The organism is Intestinibacillus sp. NTUH-41-i26 (assembly GCF_032769475.1).
Lineage (GTDB): Bacteria > Bacillota > Clostridia > Oscillospirales > Butyricicoccaceae > Agathobaculum > Agathobaculum ammoniilyticum.
This window is the reverse complement of record NZ_CP136477.1, coordinates 1,145,063-1,157,931: the sequence shown is the minus strand read 5'-3', so window position 1 is coordinate 1,157,931 and position 12,869 is coordinate 1,145,063. Positions and strand designations below refer to the sequence as shown.

11 protein-coding genes and 1 pseudogene are annotated in these 12,869 nt (G+C 61.0%); 2 read left to right on the top strand and 10 right to left on the bottom strand.

Going from position 1 to position 12,869, the window contains the following annotated elements:
• Positions 1-6 precede the first annotated feature (6 nt).
• The 5 genes and pseudogenes from rdgB to smc all read right to left on the bottom strand — a co-directional run bounded on the left by rdgB (position 7) and on the right by smc (position 6,071).
• Complete coding sequence (rdgB, locus tag RX717_RS05880) at positions 7-579, bottom strand: RdgB/HAM1 family non-canonical purine NTP pyrophosphatase (RefSeq protein ID WP_107630713.1); 573 nt, start codon at positions 577-579, stop codon at positions 7-9.
• A complete protein-coding gene (gene rph / locus RX717_RS05875) occupies positions 579-1,304 on the bottom strand; it encodes a ribonuclease PH (protein ID WP_054326122.1) in 726 nt (241 codons plus the stop codon). The genes rdgB and rph overlap by 1 nt, the downstream gene beginning before the upstream one ends.
• A complete protein-coding gene (ftsY, locus tag RX717_RS05870) occupies positions 1,304-2,230 on the bottom strand; it encodes a signal recognition particle-docking protein FtsY (protein ID WP_054326121.1) in 927 nt (308 codons plus the stop codon). The genes rph and ftsY overlap by 1 nt, the downstream gene beginning before the upstream one ends.
• 11 nt (positions 2,231-2,241) lie before the next feature.
• Entirely contained in the window at positions 2,242-2,418 is a 177-nt protein-coding gene (locus tag RX717_RS05865) for a hypothetical protein (RefSeq protein ID WP_153802369.1), read from the bottom strand.
• Between the two features lie 78 nt (positions 2,419-2,496).
• A pseudogene (smc, locus tag RX717_RS05860) lies at positions 2,497-6,071 on the bottom strand (chromosome segregation protein SMC).
• A gap of 151 nt (positions 6,072-6,222) precedes the next feature.
• Here smc and RX717_RS05850 point away from each other — a divergent pair.
• On the top strand, positions 6,223-6,642 hold the full coding sequence (locus RX717_RS05850; protein ID WP_054326117.1) for a nuclear transport factor 2 family protein: 420 nt from the start codon (positions 6,223-6,225) through the stop codon (positions 6,640-6,642).
• 58 nt (positions 6,643-6,700) lie between these two features.
• Here RX717_RS05850 and RX717_RS05845 read toward each other — a convergent pair whose 3' ends face one another.
• Positions 6,701-7,027, bottom strand: coding sequence for a helix-turn-helix domain-containing protein (locus tag RX717_RS05845; RefSeq protein WP_054326116.1), 327 nt, complete (start codon positions 7,025-7,027; stop codon positions 6,701-6,703).
• 122 nt (positions 7,028-7,149) lie between these two features.
• On the opposite strand from RX717_RS05845, the gene RX717_RS05840 reads away from it, so the two are divergent.
• Entirely contained in the window at positions 7,150-7,272 is a 123-nt protein-coding gene (locus RX717_RS05840; protein ID WP_262563880.1) for a hypothetical protein, read from the top strand.
• A 64-nt stretch (positions 7,273-7,336) separates the two neighbouring features.
• Here RX717_RS05840 and rnc read toward each other — a convergent pair whose 3' ends face one another.
• From rnc to topA, 4 genes are all read right to left on the bottom strand, one after another.
• On the bottom strand, positions 7,337-7,957 hold the full coding sequence (gene rnc / locus RX717_RS05835; RefSeq protein ID WP_082396800.1) for a ribonuclease III: 621 nt from the start codon (positions 7,955-7,957) through the stop codon (positions 7,337-7,339).
• Positions 7,958-8,071: 114 nt separating this feature from the next.
• Positions 8,072-9,085 (bottom strand): phosphate acyltransferase PlsX, encoded by a 1,014-nt coding sequence (gene plsX / locus RX717_RS05830; RefSeq protein WP_054326114.1) that lies wholly within the window; start codon positions 9,083-9,085, stop codon positions 8,072-8,074.
• 1 nt (position 9,086) lies between these two features.
• Positions 9,087-10,391: a methylenetetrahydrofolate--tRNA-(uracil(54)-C(5))-methyltransferase (FADH(2)-oxidizing) TrmFO gene (trmFO, locus tag RX717_RS05825; RefSeq protein ID WP_107630715.1), complete on the bottom strand. Its 1,305-nt coding sequence runs from the start codon at positions 10,389-10,391 to the stop codon at positions 9,087-9,089.
• The gene (topA, locus tag RX717_RS05820; protein WP_082396709.1) at positions 10,384-12,849 is read right to left on the bottom strand and encodes a type I DNA topoisomerase; all 2,466 of its coding nucleotides are present in this window, start codon (positions 12,847-12,849) and stop codon (positions 10,384-10,386) included. The genes trmFO and topA overlap by 8 nt, the downstream gene beginning before the upstream one ends.
• Between the last annotated feature and the right edge of the window lie 20 nt (positions 12,850-12,869).

Sequence of the window (12,869 nt, the reverse complement as noted above, 5' to 3'; positions counted from 1 at the left end):
GATCGGTTAAAGGCGGCCTTGCAGCGCCTCTTTCAACTTTCTCAGAGCGCGGCCGCGGTGGGATATCTCATTTTTGGTTTCCGGCGGCAGTTCGCCGAACGTGCAGCCGCAGGCCGGCACATAGAACAGCGGGTCATATCCAAATCCGCCCGCGCCATGGCTTTCACGGAGCAGCTCCCCCTCGCACTCGCCGCGCACGGTCAGCGTTTCCCCATCCGGCAGGATGCACGCGATCGCGCACACGAAACGGCAGGAGCGGTCATCCTGATCCTCCATATTGCGCAGCAGCAGGTCGTTGCGCGCCCGATCGGCCCCCTCGCAGTAGCGCGCGGAGTAGATGCCCGGCGCGCCGCCCAGCGCGTCCACGCAAAGGCCGGAGTCGTCCGCGATGGCAGGCAGACCAGTGAAGCCCGCCGCGCTCACCGCCTTGATGCGCGCGTTTTCCTCAAACGTGGCGCCATCCTCCGCCGGCTCGGGCGCATCCTCGGGCAGCGGGACGACCTCGACGCCCAGCTCCCCCAGAATCGCCGCCATTTCCGCTATTTTCTTTTTGTTGTGGGATGCAAGCACGAATTTCATCACAGGCTCTCCCCCATGACCTTGCTCTGCGTCCGGCACAGGCGCGCGCAGCCGCGTTTTCCAAGACCGAGCAGCTTTTTCAGCTCCCTGTCCGTGAACGGGCGCCCCTCGCCCGTACCCTGCACCTCGATAAACTCGCCTTTCGAGGTCATCACGACGTTGCAGTCCACGATTGCGTGGCTGTCCTCCGCGTAATTCAGGTCCAGCACGGCCTCATCCTCAAAAATGCCGACCGAAACCGCCGCGACCTGCGCGGTAAGCGGCATCTTATCGATCACGCCCTCGTCCAGCAGGCGCTTACAGGCCAGCCACAGCGCCACAAATCCGCCCGTGATGGACGCGCAGCGCGTGCCGCCGTCCGCCTGGATCACGTCGCAGTCGATCGTGATCTGGCGCTCGCCCAGCGCTTCGCGGTCGACCACCGCGCGCAGCGAGCGGCCGATCAGCCGCTGGATCTCGCTTGAGCGCCCGTCCAGCTTCAGGCTTTTGATATCGCGCTTCTTGCGCGTGTTGGTTGCGCGCGGCAGCATGGCGTATTCGGCCGTTACCCAGCCGAGGCCCTTGCCCTCCAGAAACGGCGGCACCTTATCCTCCACCGAGGCGGTGCAGATCACGCGGGTGTTGCCCATCTCGACCAGCACCGAGCCTTCGGCGTACATGGTGAAATCCGTGATGAGCTTTACCGGCCGCAGCGCGCCGGCTGTTCTTCCGTCCGGTCTCTGCATCAGGAAATCCCTCCTTCAAGCGGCGGCAGGACCGCCTCCAAAAATGCGGAACGGTCGAAATCGACCAGATCGTCCAAGCCTTCGCCCACGCCGACCAGCTTGACCGGCACGCCGAGTCCGGCCGAGATCGCGATAACGATGCCACCCTTCGCCGTCCCGTCCAGCTTGGTCAGTACAATGCCGGTAAGCGCTGCAACCTTATTGAATTCCTCCGCCTGATGTACGGCGTTCTGTCCGGTAGTCGCGTCCAGCACGAGCAGTGTTTCGCGCGAAGCGTCCGGCAGCTCGCGCGCAATCACACGGTCGATCTTGGCCAGCTCATTCATCAGGTTAGCCTTGTTGTGCAGGCGTCCCGCAGTGTCGATGATGATTACATCGCTGCCGCGCGCCTTGGCCGCAGAGATCGAATCGAATACGACCGCGGCCGGATCCGCGCCCTCGCCGTGGCGCACGATGTCCGCGCCCGCGCGCTTCGCCCAAATCTCAAGCTGGTCGGCGGCGGCAGCGCGGAACGTATCCGCGGCGGCCAGCATGACCTTTTTGCCCTCGCCCACATAGCGGGCGGCCAGCTTGCCGATCGACGTGGTCTTGCCCACGCCGTTGACGCCGATCACCAGCACAACCGCAGGCTTGCCTGAAACGTCCAGCGGCTGATTATCCAGCATCATATCGAGCAGCGTGTCCTTGAGGACATAGCGCAGTTCAAGCGCGGAGGTGACGTTCTGCCTCTGCGCACGCCTTTCTACCTCCATCACGATTTTGGCGGCGTTTGCCGCGCCTACGTCGGACAGGATGAGCGCTTCCTCCAGTTCTTCCAGCAGGTCGTCATCTATCGTGACAAACCCCGCGAACACCGCGTCGAGCGAGCGGCTGACCGCATCGCTCGTCTTCTGCAGCCCTTTTTTGATTTTATCGAATAATCCCATTGCTTCAGCTCCTAAATGTTACTTTCCACTACACAGAACATCATCAGCAGCGCAAAGCCCGCCGCGATCTCTGCCGCAATAAACCGGCTGCGCCGCCGTTCGCTGTCCGCCTCGCTTTCCTCCGGCTGAGGATGCGCGTACCAGACGATGCTGCCCAGCCCGAACACGAACATAAACGGCCACACCAACCATAGAAATGCCCCTATTTCACGAAAAATTGAATAAAGATCACACAAAAGATCATACAGCACGTTCTCCATCCCCTCTCATTGCAGCGTCTTGCCCAAATGCTTTTCCGCCTCCGCCAGGTTGAGCATCAGCATCTTGGAAACCCCCTGCTCCTGCATGGTGACGCCGTACAGCATATCAGCCTCTTCCATGGTGCCTCGGCGGTGCGTAATCACGATGAACTGCGTCGCGCCGGCCAGTCGACGGATATACTGCGCGAACCGCGCGACGTTCACATCGTCCAGAGCGGCCTCGATCTCGTCCAGCACGCAGAACGGAGTGGGGCGCAGCTTGAGGATCGCGAAATACAGCGCGATCGCAACGAACGCTTTTTCGCCGCCCGAAAGCAGCGTCAGCGTCTTGACCGCCTTGCCCGGCGGGGAAACCCGGATATCGATCCCGCAGTTCAGGATATCCGAGGTATCCGCAAGCTGCAGTTCCGCATGGCCGCCGCCGAATATCTCGCGGAACGTCTGCCCGAAATAAGCGTTGAGCTTGGCGAATTCCGAAGCGAAAATTTCTTTCATATTGACGGTCAGTTGTTCAATGACCTTGTAAAGCTCTTTCTGCGCTTTTTCCAGGTCGTCCTTTTGCCCGCCCATAAAAGTATACCGCTCAAGCGCCTGCCGGTATTCCTCCACCGCGTCCAGATTGACATTGCCGAGCGCGCGCATCCTACCCCGCAGGGACTGCACCTGCTCTTTCGCCGCGGGTACGTCCTCCAGCGGGCGCGCAGCCTCCCGCGCGGGCGTAGGCGTCAGCTCATAGCTTTCCCACATTTTATCCAAAATCTGCGCTTCCTCGTTTTTCAGCTGCACCGAACGGTTCTCCAACCGCGCGGATTCCCGCTCAAGGCCCAGTATTTCTTCATTTTTCCCCTGCGCCTCGCGGTCGACCTGCGCGCGTTCGCCCTCGACCCGTTCGCGCTGCTGCATCTGCGCGGCGATCTGCCCGTTCAGCTGTGTGGCCGCCGCACGGTTCTCCTCTTCCGCGTCCTGCGCGCGGGACAGCGCTTCGGTCAGGCGGGCGATTTCCTCCTCAAAGCCGGCGATGGTTTCCGCGGAGCCCGAAACCCCTGCGTCCAACCCTGCCTTAAGCCGCTCCAAGTCAGCCAGCGCGCGCGCTTCGCTTGCGGCCTCCGAGCGGTTCTCCGCCAACTCGGTCTGCACCGACGCGGCCTGCGCCGTATGGCTGGCCGCCTGCGTGTCCAGCGCTTCCTGTGCGGCGTGGCATTGCTCCACCGCCTCCTCCGCGTCCGCGAGCGCCTGCCGCGCCTCGTCCTGCTTCTGTCCACATTGAGCAATCGTTTCCTGATATCGCTGCCTTGCCGCGGCAAGGTTATCCCGTTCGAGCACCAGCCCGTCGTACTGTGTCTGCAGGCTTTCCAGCAACGCCCCGTGCTGGGAAACCGACGCGCGCAGCCCCGCTTCCTCCTGCGCGGCGCGGGCGCGCTCCGCCTCGATCGCCTTCAGGTCGTAATCCAGCGCCGCCAGTTCTTCCTTTGCCGCATGGAATGCGCGTTCCGCCTCCTGCTTCTGTTTTTCGAGTGCCTTTGCCTGCTCCTGCGCGGCGCGCAGCCTGCTCGCGCGCGCAAGCGCGCCCGTACCGCGGGAGGCCGAGCCGCCCGTCATCGCGCCGCCGGCCTGGATCACCTGGCCGTCCAGTGTCACGATACGGAAGCGGTGGCCATACGTCCTGGCGAGCGCCAAAGCAGTATCCATATTTTCGCACACCACCGTGCGCGCAAGCAGGTTTTGTGCAATGGCTGCATAGCACTCATCAAAAACAACCAAACGATCAGCGGTTCCAAAGCAGCCTTTCTGCGCCTCCAAGCCGCTTTCCCGCAACAAATTTGGTCGGATCGTGTCAAGCGGCAGAAAGGTTGCGCGCCCGCCGTCCGTTCGCTTCAGATATTCGATGCACCGCTTGCCATCCGATGCCGTATCCACCACAATGGAGGACGCGGACGCGCCAAGCGCCGTATCGATCGCGGTGACGAACTGTTCCTCCGCCGAAAGCAGCGCGGAAACCGGCCCATGCACTCCGCGCATCGCGCCGCGCTCCACCTGCTGCATGATCGCCTTGACGGAGCGCGAAAAACCTTCGTAATCGCGCTGCATATCGGACAGCATCTTCACGCGGCCCTGCGTCTCGGTCAACGCCGCCGCCGCCTTTTCCAGCGTTTCCCGCAGGGCCTCCACCTTTCTGCGGCGGCTTTCCGCTTTCAGCGCCACGCCCTGCACCTTATTTTTCGCCCCCGCAAGGGTATCCAGGCAGCCACGCATGCGCTCTTCCAGCTCGTTATGCGCGTCCTGTTCCGCTTCCAGACGCCTGCCCGCAGCTTCAATGTCGGACACGATCGTCCCGCGCCGTCCGTCCATGCCGGCTAGACCAGTTTCCGCCGCCGTGCGGTCGATCTCCAGCGCATGCAACACGTCCTGCCGCGCCGCACGCTCCTGTTCCGCGCGGTGCAGCGCGCGTTCAGCCTGCTCCCGCTGGGCGGCCTGCTCGTCTCCCTGCCGCTTCAAATCATCCAGACGCGCGGCCAGACCCTCCCGCTGGGCATCCAGCAGCTCGATACGCGCGCGCCGTTCGGCAAGCTGCGCGCCAAGCCCTGCGGCCTGCTCGGCACGCTGGGCGCTCTCCCGCTCGGCGCGGTCGATGTTATCCCGATTGTTCTGGATGTTCGCTTTGAGCACCGCCGCGCGGCTCGCCTGCTCGGCGGCGCGCTGCTCCGCCTCGCGGAGCTGCTGGCGCAGGCGGTCGGAAGCGCGATCGATGCCGCGCATTTCCTCAGAAAGCCGTTCTGACCGTGTGTAAAGTGCTTCCTGTTCTTTTTTTCCTCCGCAAGCTGCGCAGCGCAAGCCTCTGCGTCCTGCGCAAGCTTTGCGGTATCCCCCTTGATGCGGTCGAGCGACAGCAGCCAGAGCGAAATCTCCAGCACACGCAGCTCGTCACGCAGCAGTAAATACTGCCTTGCCTTTTCCGCCTGTTTTTCCAGCGGTCCGACCTGGCGCTCCAATTCGTCGTACAGGTCGCGGATACGGGTCAGGTTATCCTCCGTAGCGGAGAGCTTGCGCTCGGCCTCCTCCTTGCGATAGCGAAATTTTGTGATGCCCGCAGCTTCCTCAAATATCTCGCGCCGATCCTCGCTCTTGAGCGACAGGATCTCATCGATGCGGCCCTGCCCGATGATGGAATAACCATCCCGTCCCAGTCCGGTATCCATAAACAACTCATGGATATCGCGCAGGCGGCAGTGCTTTTTGTTCAGAAAATATTCGCTTTCCCCCGAACGGTAGTAGCGTCGGGTGACCATGATCTCGGTGAATTCTGACCGGAACACGCCCTCGGAATTATCCAGAATGAGCGAAACCTCGGCAAAGCCGACCGGTCCGCGCCTAGCCGTTCCGCCGAAAATAACGTCCTCCATCTTGGCGCCGCGCAGGGAACGTGAGGACTGCTCGCCCAGCACCCAGCGGATCGCATCCGAAATATTTGATTTCCCCGAACCGTTCGGTCCGACGATCGCCGTTACGCCGCCGAGAAAATTGATCTCGGTTTTGTCCGGAAAAGACTTAAAGCCCTGTAAAACCAGGCTCTTCAGAACCATGTAGCACCTCAAAGATATATATGGTATTATTTTACCACCGCGCGGCTTTTTTTTCAATGCGCAGCGCGATAATTTACAGCTTGGCCATAAATCGCCCACACTGGACAGACGCGTTCCACCATGCTATGCTGGTAGGCAGGAGGCGAAGCACATGAATGAAAGAGAGCAAACGGTCCGCCTGTGGTTTGATATGTGGCTGCAGGCAGAAGATCGCGGCATTACGTCTATTTTTGCGCCGGACTGCATATACACTGAAAGCTGGGGGCCGGAGTATCACAGCGCGGCACAGGTCAAGCACTGGTTCGAGGAATGGAACACGCGGGGTCGGGTGCTGGTCTGGGATATCCTCCGGTTTTTCCATGCGGAAAACCATACCGCAGTCGAATGGCGCTTCAAAAACCAGATGCTGGACGGACGGGTGGAAGAATTCGACGGTTTTTCGCTCATCCGCTGGACCGCGGACGGCAAAATCGCTTCGCTCAAGGAGTTTGGCTGCAATATACACACCTATGACCCATATGCGAACGGCCCTGCGCCTCGCTTCCGGCAGGAAGGCGCGCGCTGGTTTTAACCCCATTCTGTCCAAGCAAAAAACTGATCTCGGAACAAGGCATCTGCCCTTTCCGAGATCAGTTTTGTTTCATTAAAAAAAGCTTGAGCACCTCTTCCGCCAGCCTAAGCTCGCGCGCGGAGCAGCGGTCAAGCATATCCTGCACCGCCGACGCATCCCCACGCGGCTCGCCCTCACCCAGCACGATGTACTCCATCGGCAGGTGCATGGCGCGCGACAGCTTAATCAGCGTATCCAGTGACATTTGCGACGTGCCAACCTCAAGTTGGCCGTAATAGCCCATCCCAATATCCGCCAACTCCGCCATTTTCTCCCTCGTCAGCCCCAGCTCGGTCCTGCGCTGGCGCAGGCGGTGGCCCATGTCGATCAACTGCTGTTTCTGCATTATTTTTCAGCACCTCTTTTTTGTTATTGTAAAACAGATGCCTTTATGTTAGAATATGCTATAAGATATCTTTTTATGTTATCTATTTTTCTTTGAATTGCCTCTGTGCAAGGAGATGCCCCATGAAAGACAGCAGCGCAGAAAAACCCCGGGCTGGAACCGCCGAACAGGACCTCCGCGCGCTCGCGGCGGTAATAGCGGCCGTGACCCGTCTGATCAGCGGAACGAGAAAAAAGCCGGAATAAAACCGCAAAAGCGCCCCGAGTAATCGGAGCGCTTTTATTCTCTATTCCCTTGCATCGGCGGCCGTCACGCTTCCCCCATCATTTCCAGGGCTTTTTTAGCCGCCATCTGCTCGGCCTCCTTTTTGCTCCGTCCAGTGCCGGACGCGAACACATTGGAATTGAGCAGCAGTTCCATCGTAAAGCGCTTATCGTGATCCGGTCCGGACTGACCGGCCAAGCGGTATTCCAGCGTTTCCTGCTTGTTCTTCTGCACGATCTCCTGCAGGATGGTCTTATAATCCTTGAACGCGCCACCTGCCAGCGCGAGCTCCACCTTTTTCGGGATAAAGCGCAGCACGAACGCGCGCGCGGGCTCGATACCGCCATCCAGGAAAATGGCGCCCAGCAGCGCCTCGGTCGCATCCGCCAGAATGGACGGCCGCCCGCGGCCGCCGCCCGTTTCTTCCCCATGACCCAGCCTGATCTGTTCCGGAATACCGAGTTCCCTCGCGATCTCGCACAAGGCGCCCTCGCATACGACCGCCGCGCGCAGCTTGGTCAGTTCACCCTCCGGCAGATCCGGATAATGCGTGAACAGGTAGTCCGCTGTAACGAAGCCCAGTACGGAATCGCCAAGAAACTCCAGCCGCTCGTTATGGTGGAGATGACTGCCCCTATGCTCGTTCGCATAGGAGGTATGTGTCATCGCTGTTTGGAACAGCGTTACATCCTTAAACTTATAATTCAGCTCCAATTTCTTTCACCTCGCTTTCCAAACCGTCCCCTCCGGCCGGCAAGCCGGCGGGCAGCGTACAGCCGCTCATTCGACGGTCATATATGCTATGTTTTCCGAAACCGCGTCGATCATACCCGATTTTGTATAGGCGATCGCCTGCCGAACGGCGTTCATCACCGCGATCTCATTGGAGGAGCCGTGCGCCTTGATAACCGGCTTGGCGATCCCCAGGAACGGCGCGCCGCCGACCTTGTCCTGATTGAACAGCTCGCGGAAATCGTCCATACCCTTTTTACAGGCCAAATAGCCCAGCTTGGTCGCCAAATTGCGCATGAACACGGTTTTGATCTCGCCCGCCATAAACTTGGCCACGCCCTCGATGGTCTTAAGCATCACGTTGCCCGAATACCCGTCGCACACCGCCACGTCGCACGCGCCGAGCGGCACCATGCTTCCCTCCACGTTACCGACAAAGTTGAGCCGGCCCTCGTCGCCCGCCTTTTTGAGCAGGGTGTACGCCTCCTTGCGCAGCGGATCGCCCTTGGTGTCCTCCGTGCCGTTGTTCACTAGGCCGACGCGCGGGCGGTTGACCCCACCTATCTTCTCCGCATACAGCGAGCCGAGAAACGCGAACTGCAGCAGCATCTCAGCCGTGCATTCGGTGTTCGCGCCCGCGTCGCACAGCATGACCTGGCCTCCCTTGCAGGGCATGACGGGCGCGAGCGCGCCGCGCCGGATGCCCTTGATCCGGCCGCCGAACAGGGTCGCGCCCGTGAGCAGGGCTCCCGTGTTGCCCGCGGAAACAAGCGCGTCGCCCTCACCCGCTTTGAGCAGCTTGAACGCCACCGCCATCGAGGAATCCGGCTTTTTGCGCAGCACAGTCGCCGGATCGTCGTGCATATCCACCAAGTCGGAGGCAGGCATGATAGTCACGCCCTGCGTATCCTGCAGCCCCTTCTCCTTCAGGACCGCCTCGACCGTTTCCGACCGGCCGACCAGCAGCACTTCCTCGCCATATTCCCGCGCAGCCAGCGCGCCGCCCCAAACGGCGGACTCCGGCGCGTTGTCGCCGCCCATTGCATCCACGATGATTTTCATGTCAAAGCTCCCCTTTCAGACTGTCGATTTTTGCAAGCGCCCGCTCGGAAATCTTCAGGTTTTTTTCCCGCTTGCCCTTGATTTTATAACCCAGCGGCTCAATGATGCCGAAATTGATGTTCATGGGCTGGAATTTTGTTACCGTATGATCCGAGATGTAGCATGCCAGCGCACCGACCGCAGTCTGCCGGTCCAGCGCAGGCATGGGCCTGCCCTGTGTTTCGCATGCGGCGGCCACCCCCGCCGCCCATCCCGAGGCAGTGGACTCGATATAGCCCTCCACGCCGGTCATCTGCCCGGCAAAGCGGATGCGCGGATCTGCCCTCAGCGCGTAGGTCGCGTCCAGCAGGCGCGGCGAATCCAGGAACGTGTTGCGGTGCATCACGCCGTAGCGCATGAATTCGGCGTTTTGGAGCGCTGGGATCATGGAGAACACGCGCTTTTGCTCGCCCCATTTGAGGTGGGTCTGGCAGCCGACCAGGTTGTACAGCGTACCCTGCGCGTTGTCGCGCCGAAGCTGAAGCACCGCATACGGATCCCTGCCCGTCCTGGGGTCGGGCAGGCCGATGGGCTTCAGGATGCCGAAGCGCAGCGTATCATACCCGCGGCGGGCGTTGACCTCGATGGGCATACAGCCCTCGAACACCTTGGAATCCTCAAACCCGTGAACCGGCGCTTCCTCGGCCGTGGTCAGTGCGTTCCAGAACGCGTCGTACTCCTCGCGGTTCAGCGGGCAGTTGATATAGTCCGCCGTACCCTTGCCGTAGCGCGAGGCCGCGTAAGCGGAATCCATGTCGATGCTCTCCGCGGTCACAATGGGCGCGGCCGCGTCGAAAAAGTGCAGGAAGTCCCCGCCCACCTTGCGGTGGATGGCCTCAAACAGCGCGTCCGAGGTCAGCGGGCCGGAGGCAACGATTACTCTGCCCTCCGGTATCTCGGTCACTTCGCCGGATATAATCGCAATGTTCGGATGGGACTTGATCTTCCCGGTCACCGCGCGGGCGAACGCCTCGCGGTCAACTGCGAGCGCGCCGCCCGCTTCCACGCGGTGCGCGTCCGCGCAGGCGAGGATCAGGCTGTCCAGCCGCCGCAGCTCCTCCTTGAGCAGGCCTGCGGCGTTGGTCAGTTCGTCTGACCGCAGCGAATTCGAGCAAACCAGCTCGGCGAAATCGTCCGCGTGATGCGCCTCCGAGCGTTTTTCTGGCTTCATCTCATGCAGGCGCACGTTAACGCCGCGCTGCGCAAGCTGCCAGGCCGCTTCGCAACCCGCCAGCCCCGCGCCGATCACCGTTACAAACTCACTCACCGGCGGCCTCCTTTGCCTTGATAGACTTACGGGCCTTTGCCTTTGCCGCTTTCTCTGCGGCTTTTTCTGCCTCGTATTTCTCCAGTGCCTTGGCGTACTGCGCCTGCTGGGCCTTGGTCAGCGCCTGCACATCCTCGTCCTTCAGCTTTTTGAAGCGGTTCGTGGTCTTGGTCATCCACGGCACCTGCTTTTTTGCCGCAGGCTTTTTCGCCGCGGCGGGCTTTTGGGCTGGCGCGGCTTTTTTCGATGTCTCTCCGCCCTCGCCCGCGGCTTCCGCCGCTGCCTTGGCCGCCGCGCGTTCGGCTGCTTTCGCGGCGCGCGCTTCGCGGCGCTGGCGGTTCTTTTCCGCCTCCTCGGGCGGCAGGCCCTCCTTAACCAGCTCGGTATAACCGCAGCCCTCGCGCAGACACACGTCCGTGACCTCCTTGGAGTCGCGGTCGGTGTGGCGGAACAGCGAGGAGTCGCAGTTCGGGCATTTGCTTCCCAGCGGCTTATCCCAGGTCATGAACTGGCACTCCGGATATTTTTCGCAACTGTAATACACATAGCCGCGCGCGGATTTCTTTTTGACCACCTTGGCCCCGCACACCGGGCAGGCCGCGCCGGTGTCCTCGGTGATGGGCTTGGTATTGGTACACTCTGGGAAGCCCGGGCAGGCCAGGAACTTGCCGAAACGGCCGGACTTGATAACCATATTGCGGCCGCACTTTTCGCAGATCACATCCGTGACCTCGTCCTTGATCTTGATGCGTTGGCCCTCCAGATCGATCTCGGCCTGCCCCAGCGCCTTTTCAAAGTCGTCATAGAAATTGTGCAGGAGCTGGATATAGTTGAGCTTTCCCGCCTCTACTTCGTCGAGCTGCTCCTCCATATTGGCGGTAAACTCATAATCCGCGACCGACTTGAACTCGTCCACCAACAGGCCGGTTACGCCCTCGCCGAGCGGCGTAGGGCGCAGCGCCTTGTTCTCCTTGGTCACATAGTCGCGGTCGAGGATGGTGGAGATAGTCGGCGCATAGGTGGACGGGCGGCCGATGCCTCGCTCCTCCATCGCACGGATGAGCGAGGCCTCGGTATAGCGTGCGGGCGGCTGGGTGAAGTGCTGCGACGGGTCGAGTTTTTCGACCGAGAGGGTATCGCCCTCCGCAAAGCGCGGCAGGGGCTTGCCCGCCTCGCCCTTCTTCTCGTCGTCCGTGCCCTCTTCGTAAACCGCGGTAAAGCCGGGGAAGGCTACCGTGTGGCCGGAGGCGCGGAACACCTGACCCTCGCACACAATATCCGCTGAAACCGTGTCCAAAATCGCGTCCGCCATCTGGCAAGCGACAAAACGCGACCAGATGAGCTTGTACAGCTTATACTGGTCGGGCGAGAGGTACTGGCGAATCTCGTCCGGCAGGAGCTTGACGTCGGACGGGCGGATGGCTTCGTGCGCATCCTGCGCGTTCCCCTTGGTCTTGAACACGCGCGGCTTGCCGGGGTAGTACTCGTCCCCATAGCGGCCGCGGATAAAGCCGGCGGCGGCAGCGGTGGCCTCGTCGGCTAAGCGCAGCGAGTCAGTACGCATATAAGTGATCAAACCGGTCAGTCCGAACTCGCCCAGTTCGATACCCTCGTACAGTTCCTGTGCGATGCTCATGGTGCGGCGCGGGGTCATGTTGAGCTTGCGGCTGGCCTCCTGCTGTAAGGTGGAAGTGATGAACGGCGGCGCGGGCGTACGCTTTTTCTTGCCGCGCTTGATCTCGCTCACAGTAAAGGGCTTGCCGGATACCGCGTCCACGACCGCCTGCGCTTCGGACTCGTTTTTCAGCTCGGCCTTGCCGGTCTGGTCGCCGTAGTAACGCGCGGTGAAGCGGCCGCCGTCCGCGGTCTGCAGCAGCGCCTCGATAGTCCAGTATTCCTCGGGTACGAACGCGCGGATCTCATTCTCGCGGTCTACCACCAGACGGGTGGCCACGCTCTGCACGCGCCCTGCGGACAGGCCGCGCTTGACCTTGCGCCACAGGAAGGGCGACAGCTCGTAGCCCACGATGCGATCCAGGATGCGGCGTGCCTGCTGGGCGTTGACCAGGTCGATGTCGATATCGCGCGGATGCTCGATCCCATACTTGACCGCAGGCTTGGTGATCTCATTGAAGGTCACGCGCTTGGAATCCTTCTCCTTAAGCTTGAACAGCTCCTTGATATGCCAGGAAATCGCCTCGCCCTCGCGGTCCGGGTCAGTCGCAAGGTACACGAAATCGCTTTTGCGGATCTCACTGCGGATTTCCTTGATAATTTTATCCTTTCCCTCGATCGGCACATATTCCGGCTTGAAATCGTGCTCAAAATCGACACTCATTTTCTTTTTCGGCAAATCGCGCAGATGCCCCATCGACGCCTTGACCACATAATCCGAACCGAGGTATTTGCCAATGGTCTTGGCCTTGGCTGGGGACTCCACGATGACTAATTTTGACATAAAAACCTCCAAAGCATGGT